Raw genomic sequence first — 13,107 nt, 5'->3', positions numbered from 1 at the left:
GCTCGGTCGCTTTTCGCGCGAGACGGTGGCCTTTTTTCGTTTATTCCGCCGCTTGCGGCAGGCGGCTGATGCCCGGATAGGCGCGATATAGCGCGCCGATAGCTTCGGACAGTCGCCGGCTCACATCTCCGAAGGAGTCGGTTGGTAGCAGAGACCCGGCGTCCATGTAGAGCGTTCGTTCGACCTCCAGCTGCACGGCATGATATCCGCGCGCAGGTTTGCCATAGTGCAGCGTCGTCCAGCCGCCCGCATAGACCTCGTCGATCCCCACGCGATAATAGGCTGACAATGTTGCTTCGAGTGCCCTGGCTATCCCGGGCGCGCAGCTTTTGCCATGTCCCGTACCCAGAACGATTTGGGAGGCGGGACGTCCGCCGGATGTCGGCAGCGGCGGCATGGAATGACAGTCAACCAGGATGGCGAACCCGTTCGCATCATAGGCGCGCTTCAGCATTGTTCTCAGCTGGTCGTGATAGGGCCGATGGATCGCGTCCAGTCTCATGTCGGCTTCGGCGCGCGTCAGCTTTCCGGAATAGAGCGGAACGCCGGGCCTCGCGACGCGCGGGATGACTCCCAGTCCGGCCCGGGTACGAACGTTTCCCGGCCCCTTGGCGTCCATATCGATGAGCGCAGGGTCTAGATCGTCGGGGGCGCGGTTGGGGTCGAGCACGGTGCGCCCATAGCGTGCCTTCAGGAGCGGGAGGTCCAGCTCCTGCGCCGCCGGTTCGACCAGCCGGTCGACCCAGGCATCTTCGGCCTGCCTCAGGTCGCGTTCGGAGCAGGTGATCCTGTTGAGGAAATCTGGGGGATAGATCCGGCCGCTATGCGGCGAGGCGAGAACCAGGGGCGGAACGGGCCCGCGGCACTCGGCAACCGTAAAGGCAGGCGCTGTCATGCCTTTCTGTTTAGCGCAACCGGCGCGGAGGTCGAGCCTTCCGCTCGTGCCGCGGCTGTTGAGGCGGCATTAAGAATGTTAGGGCTAGGAAACGGCGCGACAGCATTCGCGTACACAGCAGGAAGAAGAAGATGTCGGCAGGGGAGCCAAGCGCAACACAGGAACCGCGGATCCTCCTTGCCGAGGACGACGATTCGATGCGCGGCTTCCTTCAGCGCGCAATCGAGCGGGCCGGATACCGCGTGACGGCGGTTGACCGCGGTACGGAGGCGATCCCTTATCTCACGGAGGGGGGATATGACCTCCTGCTGACCGATATCGTCATGCCCGAAATGGACGGCATCGAACTTGCCCAGCGCGCTGCCGAGCTGCAGCCGGGCATGCGGGTGATTTTCATCACCGGCTTTGCTGCCGTTGCCCTGTCGAAGAACTCCGGTGCGCCGCAAGGGGCGAAGGTGCTGTCGAAGCCCTTTCACCTGCGCGAATTGACGGCCGAAATCGAACGCATGCTGGCTGCCTGAAAATAGGCGAAGATAGGCCCTTGCGCCGCACGGGGCGCCCGGCTACATGCCCGTCTTCCGGTGGGGCGCATAGCTCAGTGGTAGAGCACTGTGTTGACATCGCAGGGGTCGGAGGTTCGAACCCTCCTGCGCCCACCATTTTCTTCCCCCTGACCCGCGAGGCCGCATGACCGAACTCGAAATGTGGGATGCGGCGGATTCAGAAGAATTCGCCGGGTCGCTTGCGGGGGACATCGGTTTCATCATCGACAGCGCGCTCGATGCCCGCCGCGACGCGCTCGTTGCACTGCCCGCCGCCGACTTCCTGATGCCCGCCTACGAGACTCTCGCGGCGCAGAAGCGCGACTGGCGCCATGTCACGATCGTGCCGACGCATGACTATCTGGTCGCGGTGGACGATGAGCGCTCGCAGGTTGCGAAGCTTGCGCGCCTGTTCATGCCGAAGGGCGCGCGCGTCATGCCGCTGGGCAGCGAAAACCCCGACTACAAGCTCGCCGGCAGCGCCGCGAACGCACGGCTCGAGGATCTCAGCTGGCCCTTCGACCTCATTCTTCTGACCATGTCCTCCGGCGGTGACGTGGCCGGGCTGGTCGCCAGCGACGATCTGGACGAGGCCATCGACAGCCCCGGCGATATCCGTGCGGCCGCGCTCCGGACCGGGGACGGTGAAGAGCTCGTTGCTCTGTCCGGCCACAGCATTCGCTCCGCTCGCACGGTGACCGTCGCTCTCGACGACCCGGCGAAACAGGATACGCTCGAAGCGGCCGCCGAGGGAAATGGCGACGGCAGCGCGGCGCGCATCATTTCGTCGCTGACGGTCCCGGTCGACGCGCACGTCGTTACCGGCTGACCGGTCGGAGCCGTCACCCGGCCTGCGGGCGGAGGCTCGCCGATACCTTGCCCATTCCGCGAGGCTTACGCGCCGCTTCGATCCTGTAGGGTCCGCGCTCCAACAACGGGGCTGCGGCCCGACAATGACAGGGAGCGATCCATGAGCGAGGAAATCCTCACCGTCGAAGATGACGGCATCCTTACCATCACCATCAACCGTCCGGACGCCAAGAACGCCATGACCAAGGCGGCGTCGGAAGGCATTGCCGCCGCGCTCGACCGCCTCGACAGCGACGATTCGCTGCGCGTCGCCATTCTGACCGGGGCCGGCGGCACCTTCTGCTCGGGCATGGACCTCAAGGGCTTCCTCAAGGGCGAGACGCCGTCCGTCCCCGGGCGCGGCTTCGGCGGTCTTTGCGAAGCGCCGCCGAAAAAGCCGCTGATCGCCGCGGTCGAAGGCTATGCGCTTGCCGGCGGTCTCGAACTGATGATCTCCTGCGACCTGATCGTCGCCAATGCGGGCGCGAAGTTCGGCATTCCCGAAGTGAAGCGCGGCCTTGTGGCCGGCGCCGGCGGCCTCATTCGGCTGCCCGACCAGGTCCCCCAGCGGATCGCCATGGAGCTGGCGCTGACCGGCGATTTCATCGACGCCGCCCGCGCCTACGAAATCGGTCTGATCAATCAGGTGACGGACGGCCCTGCGCTGGAGGCCGCAAAGGCGCTCGCAGCGAAGATCAACGAGAATGGCCCGCTCGCGGTGCAGGTCTCGAAGCAGATCATCGACGAATCGCGTGGCTGGCCGATGGAGGAGCGCTGGAAGCGGCAGGGTAAGCTGATGGCTCCCGTCTTTACGTCCCAGGACGCGCGCGAGGGCGCGGCTGCGTTCGCAGAGAAGCGCAAGCCGAACTGGACGGGGAAGTAATACGGTTCGCCAGCATGGCGGGGAGGGCGGTAGTGCCGGCCGCTCTCCTGGCCGGCTCGCGCGGACGTCCCTCGATTGTGAACAGGGGGGCGAAGCAGCGCCGGCACGCCTCGATCAGCGTGCGCCGGTCGCTGACATTCAGGAATCTCTAGAGCCGGTACGCCGCAGCAAGCGTGGCGAAAACCCGGGATCGCAAGGTTTTCGCGAGAGCGGCTGGTGACCCCTACGGGAGGGGTCGCTGCACTTTGAAAACCGCAGAAAACTGCCATCCTCTGTCAGCGCAAACGGTGGCTTTGTACCACCCGTTTGTAGCGCCTTGGACCACCTTTGAATCCGGGCAGTGAGAACGTCAACCGTCGCATGCCAACCGTCCTCCGGGCGATTGATGATAAGGCCTAGGGAGGTCGCTTGTGGGGCCGGGAACGGACTGTCTGGTCTTGGTCCGAAATGGCGTTAGCAGCCGCCACGTTGCTGCGACGACCTTTTTAAGGCCAAGCTCAGGTCCGATCCAGCCGTAGTGGTTGACGTCGTTTCAAATCTCGAAATTCTTTTCGTCGCTAGGCAGCCATGCGTTCACTTCGCTCGCGATCGCCTCACCCCCCCGCTTCCTGATCGAGCACTCCCAGACGACACCCACTTTCCATCCGCTGTTAGCGAGATCGCACTGGTTCCTGCGGTCCCTTTCAACGTTGGCATCGAACTTCGCCTGCCAGAACTCGGTCCTCGTGGCAGGCGTGGTGGCGAAACGACATCCCTCATGCTGATGCCAGAAGCACCCGTGAACGAAGAGCGCGGCCCTGAATCGGGGAAAAACGAGGTCGGGGCGGCCTGGAAGCTTTTTCCAATGTAGCCGGTATCGAAGTCCCCTTCGGTGCAGTGCCCGCCGCAGGGTCAATTCCGGCTTCGTGTCCTTTCCGCGGATGCTGGCCATCATCCTCGACCGGCTGGCAGCATCCACTATGTCCGCCACGAGATCTTCCCTGGCGATAACTCGCCAACCTGGTATTGATCGGGCTTCATGAAGAACAGATCGCCTCGATGAAGCCGAAGTTCAAGACAGTCGACCTGTTCGCGGGACCGGGCGGCTTGGCCGAGGGCTTCTCGACGATGCGTCATAAGGACGGTTCGAGGATCTTCCCGATCTCCATCTCCGTGGAAAGGGAAGCCTCCGCATTCGCGACGCTGCGCCTGAGGGCGTTCTTCAGGCAGTTCGAGGACGCGCCAAGCGAATACTACGAATACATCGCCGGTGAGACGAGCAAGGAAGAACTGATCGCGGCGCATCCCGCCGAATGGGAATCCGCCGTTCTGGAAACGAGGATGCTGGAGCTCGGGACGCCCGACGCGAAAACGTTGATCGACGCGCGCCTCGGCGAACTGACCGCGGAGGGCGATGCCGAGTTCGTGGTGATAGGTGGACCCCCCTGTCAGGCATACTCCCTCGTCGGGCGCGCGAGAAATCGCGGGATAGCGGACTACGAGGCCGAGAAGGACCACCGCCACTTCCTCTATCGGGAATACATCCGGATCCTCGAGAGGCTCCGACCTGCCGCGTTCGTCATGGAGAACGTTAAAGGGATGCTGTCCGCAAAGGTCGGCGGCGAGAGCATCATCGACAAGGTGCTGACGGACCTCCGGGCTGCGGGAGGCGATGGTGGTGGTTACGTCCTTCTTCCGCTCGTGGACAAGACACGCGGTCTGCATTCGGGCAACCTAATCAGATGCGAGGACTTCGGCGTCCCGCAATGCAGGCACAGGGTGATACTCGTGGGGCTTCGCAGGGATATCGCCGCATGGCTGCCGGCCCTGCCGGGAGACGGCCATCTCTTGGTTCCCTCCGGCCGCACGGCCACGGTTCGCGACACGCTGGCGGACATGCCCGGACTACGGAGTGGCCTCAGCAGGGGCGGCGATTCCGCCGAAGGCTGGAGAACCGCCGCGATCCGCGCCGCGGACCTTGCCGCCGTCGCCTGCACCCGTGCTGGTCGCGAGAAGGTCGCCAGACGGCTGCGAGCGGTCGCGAAGCAGCACCGTGATCGCCACGAGGTTCCGCCACGCTCGAGTTTCGCAGTGACTTCGATCCGCGACAACGGACTGGGGTCTTGGACGGCGGACGGGCGACTGATCGGCATGCCGAACCACGAGAGCCGCGGTCACATGGAGAGTGATCTTGCACGGTATGCCTTTGCCTCCGCATTTGCGGAGGTCGAGGGACGTTCCCCAAAGGCGAACGAGTTTCCCGCCGACCTTGCTCCTGCGCACCGGAACTGGGACAGCGGCAAGTTCGCCGACCGCTTCAGGGTGCAGAGCTGGGATCGTCCGGCGACCACGGTAACCAGTCACATATCCAAGGACGGCCACTATTTCATCCATCCCGACCCGCAGCAGTGTCGAAGCCTGACTGTCCGCGAGGCGGCGAGACTGCAGACCTTCCCGGACAACTACTTCTTCGAAGGGAACAGGACACAGCAATACGTCCAAGTCGGCAACGCCGTCCCTCCGTTGCTGGCCCGCCAGATAGCAGAGGTCTTAGCCAAGCTGCTCGGCGCGCTCGACTGAATACCGCGACCGTCGGGAAAGCCGGACGTTCGAAGAGCTAACGCGGTGGTCAGACGCGCTCCTTCTCGCGCGCCCATGCGCGAGGTCCTGCGCTGAACTCATCCAGCTTGCCTAGGAGCTGCTTCAGGCCTTTCTTGTCGCTTCGTGCCAGATCGATCCTCCCGCTCCTCAGCTTGCGGATCGCGGAAGCGGCGCTCGGCGTCATGATCCTCTTCCGCTTGGCGAAATCCTCCAGTTCGCAGATCCTGTTCACGTTCTCGAGCACGAAAGTGTCGAAGCCGATCTCGATATCGATCTCCCCTTCCGAACGATTGTCCTTCTTCCGCTGCCGGACCTCCTCCATGCCAATAGTGGAAGCCTTGAGGTTTCCGGTGAAATCGAATTCGCCTTCGCACAAGGCCTTCCAGCAAATCTCCTTCTTGGCATACTCGCTGATGTTCGAGATGCTCGGTGGCGGTGACTTCACTACTCCGGCCACCTGCGGTGCAAGATCGGTGAAGGCGACCTGAAGCTCTTCGGGCACGTCCTGTTCCTTCCACACCATATCGAAATCCAGCTTGCGGCCCTCCCGGGAGAGATGATCGACGAGCCAGCCGATCGTGTAGGTCACGATGTTCGCCTTGTAGCCGCGGTCCTCTTTATACCAGTCCGACGTTCCCACGTGCTTGTCGACCCAGCGGAAGATTATCGCCTTGGCGACCATCTCCCTGAAGAATGCATCGTTGAAAGTCGTGCGCGAGGTCTGCCACTGCTGATCTATCTCCTTCGCGAACTCGAGAAAGCATTTCTGCGCGCCCGTGCTGACGACATGCGGGGCAGGCCGGAACGACATCTGATACTTCGCGAGGTCGGTCTTCTGGATGACCTGATTGCGAGGATACTCGATCTGGAAGCGCCGCTTCTCGGCGGTTGTGCGAAGGCCGCACTCCGTTCGATACTGCCCTCGCGCCCGCTCGTAGAACCACTTGGTCGTCGCGAGCCTTCCTGCCGCCGCCGGCGCGGCCAGCCTGCGCGAGATCTTCTGCATCTCCACATGGAATTCGTGGTTAGAGAAGAAGTCGGCTTCGCTGACCTTGTTCTGGGTGTTCGCGAAACGCGAGATCAGCGGGACGACTGTGTCCACCTGATCCGGATCGATCACCGTCAGCTTCATCTGGACGAAGATCTTGGACAGGTCCGCCGACCCACGATCGCCGGCGTAGAGCAGCGATGCTGTCGTCTGTCCGCCATTCACGATCTGCAGGTTCCGGATCTGCGAGATGCCGGGCCGACCGTCCTCATCCTTCTCAATCACGAGACCGTTGGCAGTCGCCGTGATGCCGTTGTTGTAAGCGAAGAAGCGCTCCGGCTGGTCGGATGCGGTGTGAATGATCCCCTTGTTAGTCTTCGTTCTCGCCTGAAGGAAGGTGCGGACATTCTGCTCCATGAGCCTCGCGCCATAAAGCCCGTACATGCGAGCAAGCAGCTCTCCCGGCATGACAACGAGATAGGACTGGGTGTCGGACCCGGGATCGTGGGCATCTAGGCAGGGGAGCAGCCCTTCGTTGAGTTCGCGGACCTCCAGCTCGATCGGCTCGGTTCCACCGCGCGCGCTGGCGATGTCGAGGTAGCGTACGAAGTCGATGATGTTCAGCGTCATCTTCGCGCCGATCACCTCTTCGGCTTCCAGCGTCTTCTTGCGCGTGGAAAGCCGTGCGTTGCTGAAGATCACGCACCGGATCCGCTTTATCTGGCTGCCAGCCTGGTTGACCAGATTGGCAAGCTCAAACGCAGGACTCGTTTCCTCAAGCGAGTCGATGAAATCTTCTCCTGCCGAATGCTGAAAGAAACGGCGCACGCGGCCGAACAGCTGCTTGGGACGGTCCATGTTGATCGTCTGCAGGTTCTCGTCCGCATGGTAGTCGGAGATCGCGACATGCAGCTCTCCGCGCTCCGCATCCCAGGCATAGCCGTCCACCTGATATCCTCGGGCACCCTCGCGGAACACCGGCGCGTAGGTGAGATCGGCGGTATCCCCGTTGTCGGCGGCAAGTTCCGCGAACATCTGGAAGAAGGCCGCGCGCTGCGGCTCGCCGGAAAATTCGGCGTCCCGGAGAAGCTCCTCACGGAACTCGCGGTAATCGTCCTCGATCGAACTTTCCTCAGGCACCCAGCACCTCCCTGTCGAGCCAGCCCGGTTCCCGGCGGAAGTCGGCGCAGGCGGCCGGCACTATCTGGTAGCTGACCCGCCGGATCCCCGATGCCATCGAGGATGGAACCAGACGAGGGAAACCATCCTCGATCTCGAAGATGCTCAGAGTCACCGGCTTCCAGCATTCCTGATCGTATTCCGGGCGATGGTCGTACTCGGCGTTCACCAGACCGGCCTCGAACAGGTCCAGACTGCTCGGAGCCTCGGATGCCAGATCGCTTCGCAAGCGATCTACCATCCCATTGAGGGAAATGTCGTCGCCGCTTGCCGAGGGGCTCGAAGCGAACGACTGGTGGCAGAGCACGATAGGGCCGGAGTCGGTGTCCAGCTGTGCTTCGGAGCTGATCCTGAGCACCTGATCGGCAGTGGAGAGCTGCGCCTTGGTCTCGATGATCCAGCCATGGATCGCGAAATCCTGCTCGTCACCGTAGGGGCCACGCCAGCATGAGATCGCCGCCGCGGCGCCAATTCGTGGCCAGATACGGTGGCGCATGAAGTGGAGCTCGCCGAAGAGGCCGATGATCGCCTGACGAGAAAGTATCTTCTCACGCCTGTGCTTAAGTAGTCTCTGCCAGCGATGAATGCGATGGACGACCCGCAGGGCGCCGCTCGAATTCTGTCCGACCGGCATGTCGGCAGTCGCGTTCATCACGTCGGACACCAGCGCACGGAAGATCGAGAACTGCTCCGCATCGCGCAATTCCAGGACCAGCTCGTCGGCGCGATCCTCATGGCGAACGTGGCGAAAGTCGAGGCCCGAAAGTGCAGGCAAGTTATCGACTTCCGGCATGTCATCGACCTTCAGGAGCAGGATGTAGTTGCCACGATCACTTCGCGCGCGAAAGAAATCCAGCGGGTGATCGGGGTCCGCACGCCTCTCTGTGTAGCTGCCACTCGAGGCACTGATGTCCGCCCAGTCGTCGCGTGCTTCAGGCACCGAGCATCTCCTCGTCGTCGTCTTGCTCCGCCCCGAAGAGTGCGAGCTGCCTGCGGTAGACCGCGTTCACTTCATAGGTCCGCGGGATCGTCTGCTTCTCGCTGTCCGGCATCAAGAAGCTGAGGGACACGATAGGAGTGTTCTCGAGGGCGAGATCCTCCATTCCCTTTCCGGGGTCCGTGACCTTGAAGAGGTGGATCAGGAGGACTGGCCTCTCTCGCACCGAACAGTAAGCGCGATCCCCCCTTAAGGTCGTTCCTTCAGTCTTGAGTGCTTCGGCAAGATCCTTCTGCTGCCTCGTCAGCAGGATTGCGGCATCATCCGGATCGGCAACGCGATTGCGATTGCCGGTGGGCTTATAGGCCGGGATGCCGTCGGACGAGGAAATGACCCGGCCGCTGTTGCGCTTCCTGATGGGGAGGCTTTCGTATCGCCTCAGCGTGGCCGCATCGATCGTCGACGGACGATCGCCAAGATTGAACGGGACGATCACGTCCCAAGTCTCAAGTTCGTCGCCAAGTCGATCCTCAACATAGTCGCCGAACAGCGAATGAGACCCGTCTATCCTGGCGAGAGAAGGCTGGTTCGCATGGAACTCGAAGCGCGTGAGGAGGTCGAGAACCCTTCTCCCTTCCACGTCCTTCCAGACGAGATGCTTGGCGACGTCTTCTGCGAGCTGCTCATCCGTGACTGTATCTTCAGAAACCGGTTCACCGAGCTCTTCGATGAACGTCGTCGTCGCCTCGAGATTTCGCTGATTGACGGCATCGTCATTCAGCAGGGCGAAGCCCTCAACATGCTTGTTCGCGAAAGTCTCGGCGAGCTGAACCCTCGTCGAGTGACGCATCTTGTTGGCTGCGGTAATCAGGATTCCGGTCTCGCTGCGCCTGACCTTGAGACCGAACTGCTCGGGCGTCTCCTCGCGCATCTCCATGCGCTTGAGCTCGCCGCGCAGCTCCTCGATCGTCTCCTCGATATATTCGTAATGCCTCACCGAAGTCTCGCAGATGTAGAGGCGGCACAGATCCTCGTAGTTGCGCCTGTAGCCGAACCAGCGCGCCATCTGCATTAGGGTGTCGGAAGCAGCCGAATTGCGCAGCAGATAGCTGATGCTGAGCCCCTCTAGCGTCAGGCCACGAGACAGAGCCAGACCGCCGATCGCGATGACGTGCAGGCCATCTTTCTTTTTGGCCTCGTAGTCCAGCTTGCCGCCTCGCATGTTGACGGTGATGACCCGGATCGAGCGAGACGCTTCCGACAGCGCTTCAAGGATGTCCGTGAAGCTGAACTCCGTTTCGCAGTATTCCGCGGCGAAGGTCTGCGCGAGGGCAGCGATGTCCGGGTCGGCAGTGGCTTCGTCACCTAGCCCAGCGTTGGTCTGGATCGCGTTGTCGAGCCTGGTCTGATACTTGAAGACAAGACCCTCGACCTTCTCCTGCACGTCATTGAAGCGGCTCACGTTGATCATCATCGTGCAGTGCGCACTGCCGTCGCCACGCAGAATCCGGATCGCTCTGACGAGAACGAAGGCGCGGATCGCTTCGAGCAGACTGGGCGGCAGTTCCTCGAGCACATGATCCTTCTTGTGCTTGAGTGGGAGGATGTCAGGATAGTCCTCCACGATGCGGACCATCTGCTGGCGAAGCCTGCCCTCCGGCGAGAACACGCTCGTTGCCCCGACATAGTTTCCTGGTGGATCTAGTGCCTTGATGAAATGCCGGGGGAAAAGATCGTCGCCGCGCATCTCGTCCTCGGAATCGGGATCGATGAAGATGTTGGCGAAGGGCGTGGCCGTGTAGCCGACGTAGGAGGAACGCGAGAACTGCTGGAGTATCCTGCGGATCACCTCGTTGATCGCGGTGGACCGGGTCGGGTCGGCATGCGTGTTCACCGAGGCGTTGTCGGCCTCGTCGTCGATCAGGAGCAGGGGCTCGTCGATCAACTGGCCGCCCTGCCGCTGCTGCTCGATCCACTCGAGCATGTTCTCCAAGATCGCCTTGTTCTTCTTCGTAACGAAGATGATCGGATCCTTGAGATTATCCAGCGACACGCCGAACTGGCTGGCCATCGCCTTCTGGAAATCGGAGTCACGGGTCGTCCCGTATGCGGGATACTTCAGCTCGCCGTCCGAATACATCATGATCGGCATCTTCTCGGGATTTCGCTGACCGAAAAGGGACTTCTTGCCGATGAACGTCTCGTCGATCCGCTCCTGCGTCTGAGTACGCAGGGAGTTCGTCAGACCGGCCAGAAGGATGACGATCCTGTAGCCCGCGTCCGCAGCCTTGCAGATCAGGGATGCGTAGTTGGTGGTCTTGCCCGACTGGACATGGCCCATGACCATGCCACGTCTTTTCCACGTTCCTGAATCCTCGGGATCGCCGCAGTAGTCGAGCACCTCGTCGGTCACCTGATGAAGGCGGGAAACCACGTTCGCCGGCAGGATGTCGTCGTCGATGAAATACTGTCGCAGCCGTTTCCAGTAGCGGAAGTCGATGGCGCGATCGCCGAGCCAAGGCTTGTAGTCGCTGCGGACGGCGTGGCCCGCATCCTGACGGACCGAAAAGCTGAATTCGAGCCGCTTGCGGATATCCTCCATATCGGTTTCAGGCAGCCCGAACGGATCGTCATCAAGTATCTCTTCTATGGCGTGCCGCGGTATGGACGCCATCTGCTGCAGATCTTCCCTGTAGCTTTCCGCTACTTTCTTCTGAAAGTAGCTGAATTCCGCATTCCTGTCCGTCATTTCCAACCCTTCGCATCGAGATATTCCTTTACCATGGGCCAGTTCGCGCTGAACGGTTCGGTCCGCCTGAGTTCATCGATCATCGCAGAAAGATCGTTGTCATTGGCTATCAGCATCGACGGAATGGTCACGTCGAGCAGCGCCTTCATCTCGGTTCGGCTCGCAACCGTCTGACTGATGTTCTCCGGTCGCAGGTTCGCATCGTCGACGAATGCGGATACCGGGAAATTCGACTGGATCAGGTTGATGACGGTTGCGGCGAGGGGGCCTTCGCCCGACGACAGCAGGCTCGATATGATCGGATGCTCCGAATTGATCCGATAGGTGACCTCGTTGTTCCTTGTGTATCTCGACCAGACAGGCACCTTGCCCGGGCGATCGATCCTGCCCCCCTTCGACCTGTAGACGCGCGACGAGCGCCCCTTCAGTCCATCAACTATCTGGCGCAGGCGGTTCCTAAGCGGCGTGGGCAGCTGTGCATCGCTCTTGTCGACGGTAATCTTCCATATCTCGTCCATGGAGTTGGGAATGTCGACGCCGATCCTGATCAATTGTGACATCTCCCCATACTTCGCTAGACGGAACCAAGTGCCGTGCACGATGAGGCGGTCGTTGCGGAAGACGTAGAAACCCTGATTGCGCAAAAAGCCCTCGTTACCCCCAAGCTTCTCGTGCTCGGTATCCGAGAGCTTTGAGTAGTGCGGCAAGATGTGTGGGCGGATGCGGACAGGTGCTCCCGAAACCAGCAAGGTTTCCTCTTCGAGAGGAACGGCCGCGTTGTGGGACATGTAGAAGGGATCGAACGGCTCGAGCGCCTGACCGTTCAGGTTTATAGACAGCTTCGGCCTGTCGGCCGCCTTGCCTTCTAAGAATCTGTGGAAGACCAGCGGGAGCGTGCGACGCGCGTGCGCGACGAGTTCGTTGAAGGCATCGCTGCTGATCCGGCCACCTTCCGACAGACGATCGCAGTTCGACCACCTTACTTCGGTTCCATGGTCCGTCGGAAGATGCTCATCCTGAACCTGCGCGACCTCATCGGAGCTCAGCACGCCCATCGACCAGCCATTGATGTCGTCCAGATCCCAGACTGCGCCGCTCGCCGCACCATATTGTCGGGACAGGACGGTGAGCTTGCGGCACTGGGAGAAGGAGGCGGACTTCATGCCCCACCCGAATCGTCCCAGGTCGTCAGGCGAGCGCTCCTCGGTAGGATTGGTGGACGCCGGACGCATCGCTGCATGCAGTTCCGCTTCGCTCATGCCATCGCCATCGTCGACAATGGTGACGAGCGGATCGGCAGCATTGAAGCGGATGGTGATCCAGATTCTTGTCGCGTTTGCCTTGATGCTATTGTCAATCAGGTCCGCGATAGCCGCCGCAAGATCGTAGTTTCCGAAGCTGCGAGCGGAAGTCATCAGAGACAACGCGTCTGGAGGATTCGATATTGTTTTCACGCGGCCCCCGCAATTTCATTGCATTCGCTACATGAAGAACGACTTGATGCA

10 protein-coding genes and 1 tRNA gene are annotated in these 13,107 nt (G+C 61.5%); 5 read left to right on the top strand and 6 right to left on the bottom strand.

Translation table 11 applies throughout. From position 1 onward, the window contains the following. Positions 1 to 40 precede the first annotated feature (40 nt). Positions 41 to 895, bottom strand: coding sequence for an N-formylglutamate amidohydrolase (locus KCN53_RS09200; RefSeq protein ID WP_088712637.1), 855 nt, complete (start codon positions 893 to 895; stop codon positions 41 to 43). A 131-nt stretch (positions 896 to 1,026) separates the two neighbouring features. On the opposite strand from KCN53_RS09200, the gene cpdR reads away from it, so the two are divergent. From cpdR to KCN53_RS09180, 4 genes are all read left to right on the top strand, one after another. Then, positions 1,027 to 1,416, top strand: coding sequence for a cell cycle two-component system response regulator CpdR (gene cpdR, locus KCN53_RS09195; protein ID WP_088712638.1), 390 nt, complete (start codon positions 1,027 to 1,029; stop codon positions 1,414 to 1,416). A 63-nt stretch (positions 1,417 to 1,479) separates the two neighbouring features. Next, a tRNA-Val gene (locus KCN53_RS09190) sits at positions 1,480 to 1,554 on the top strand. Positions 1,555 to 1,582: 28 nt separating this feature from the next. Next, a complete protein-coding gene (locus KCN53_RS09185) occupies positions 1,583 to 2,266 on the top strand; it encodes a 6-phosphogluconolactonase (RefSeq protein ID WP_088712639.1) in 684 nt (227 codons plus the stop codon). A gap of 141 nt (positions 2,267 to 2,407) precedes the next feature. Next, on the top strand, positions 2,408 to 3,169 hold the full coding sequence (locus KCN53_RS09180) for a crotonase/enoyl-CoA hydratase family protein (protein ID WP_088712640.1): 762 nt from the start codon (positions 2,408 to 2,410) through the stop codon (positions 3,167 to 3,169). Positions 3,170 to 3,701: 532 nt separating this feature from the next. Here KCN53_RS09180 and KCN53_RS09175 read toward each other — a convergent pair. Continuing rightward, a complete protein-coding gene (locus KCN53_RS09175; protein WP_224199552.1) occupies positions 3,702 to 4,127 on the bottom strand; it encodes a very short patch repair endonuclease in 426 nt (141 codons plus the stop codon). A gap of 80 nt (positions 4,128 to 4,207) precedes the next feature. Between KCN53_RS09175 and KCN53_RS09170 the strand changes: the two genes are divergently transcribed. Then, positions 4,208 to 5,728, top strand: coding sequence for a DNA cytosine methyltransferase (locus KCN53_RS09170; protein ID WP_088712642.1), 1,521 nt, complete (start codon positions 4,208 to 4,210; stop codon positions 5,726 to 5,728). 49 nt (positions 5,729 to 5,777) lie between these two features. On the opposite strand, the gene KCN53_RS09165 is transcribed toward KCN53_RS09170, so the two are convergent. The 4 genes from KCN53_RS09165 to KCN53_RS09150 are packed head-to-tail and all read right to left on the bottom strand — an operon-like array spanning position 5,778 to position 13,017. Further along, a complete protein-coding gene (locus KCN53_RS09165) occupies positions 5,778 to 7,877 on the bottom strand; it encodes an AIPR family protein (protein WP_088712643.1) in 2,100 nt (699 codons plus the stop codon). Beyond that, positions 7,870 to 8,856 carry a PD-(D/E)XK motif protein gene (locus KCN53_RS09160; RefSeq protein WP_088712644.1) on the bottom strand — a complete coding sequence of 329 codons (987 nt, stop codon included), beginning with the start codon at positions 8,854 to 8,856 and terminating at the stop codon, positions 7,870 to 7,872. The genes KCN53_RS09165 and KCN53_RS09160 overlap by 8 nt, the downstream gene beginning before the upstream one ends. Beyond that, positions 8,849 to 11,602, bottom strand: a complete 2,754-nt coding sequence (locus tag KCN53_RS09155; RefSeq protein WP_088712645.1) for a Z1 domain-containing protein — start codon at positions 11,600 to 11,602, stop codon at positions 8,849 to 8,851. The genes KCN53_RS09160 and KCN53_RS09155 overlap by 8 nt, the downstream gene beginning before the upstream one ends. After that, positions 11,599 to 13,017, bottom strand: a complete 1,419-nt coding sequence (locus tag KCN53_RS09150; protein ID WP_088712646.1) for an ATP-binding protein — start codon at positions 13,015 to 13,017, stop codon at positions 11,599 to 11,601. The genes KCN53_RS09155 and KCN53_RS09150 overlap by 4 nt, the downstream gene beginning before the upstream one ends. Positions 13,018 to 13,107: the final 90 nt, after the last annotated feature.

This window comes from Pacificimonas aurantium, assembly GCF_020092905.1.
Classification (GTDB): Bacteria; Pseudomonadota; Alphaproteobacteria; order Sphingomonadales; family Sphingomonadaceae; genus Pacificimonas; species Pacificimonas aurantium.
Note: the sequence above shows the minus strand (reverse complement) of the source record. Positions and strands in the feature narration are given on the sequence as shown.

Excerpts from the sequence above, each read along its gene's own strand:
- KCN53_RS09200 (WP_088712637.1), bottom strand. The coding sequence starts at position 895 with ATGACAGCGCCTGCCTTTACGGTTGCCGAGTGCCGCGGGCCCGTTCCG.
- cpdR (WP_088712638.1), top strand. The coding sequence starts at position 1,027 with ATGTCGGCAGGGGAGCCAAGCGCAACACAGGAACCGCGGATCCTCCTT.
- KCN53_RS09185 (WP_088712639.1), top strand. The coding sequence starts at position 1,583 with ATGACCGAACTCGAAATGTGGGATGCGGCGGATTCAGAAGAATTCGCC.
- KCN53_RS09180 (WP_088712640.1), top strand. The coding sequence starts at position 2,408 with ATGAGCGAGGAAATCCTCACCGTCGAAGATGACGGCATCCTTACCATC.
- KCN53_RS09170 (WP_088712642.1), top strand. The coding sequence starts at position 4,208 with ATGAAGCCGAAGTTCAAGACAGTCGACCTGTTCGCGGGACCGGGCGGC.
- KCN53_RS09155 (WP_088712645.1), bottom strand. The coding sequence starts at position 11,602 with ATGACGGACAGGAATGCGGAATTCAGCTACTTTCAGAAGAAAGTAGCG.
- KCN53_RS09150 (WP_088712646.1), bottom strand. The coding sequence starts at position 13,017 with ATGACTTCCGCTCGCAGCTTCGGAAACTACGATCTTGCGGCGGCTATC.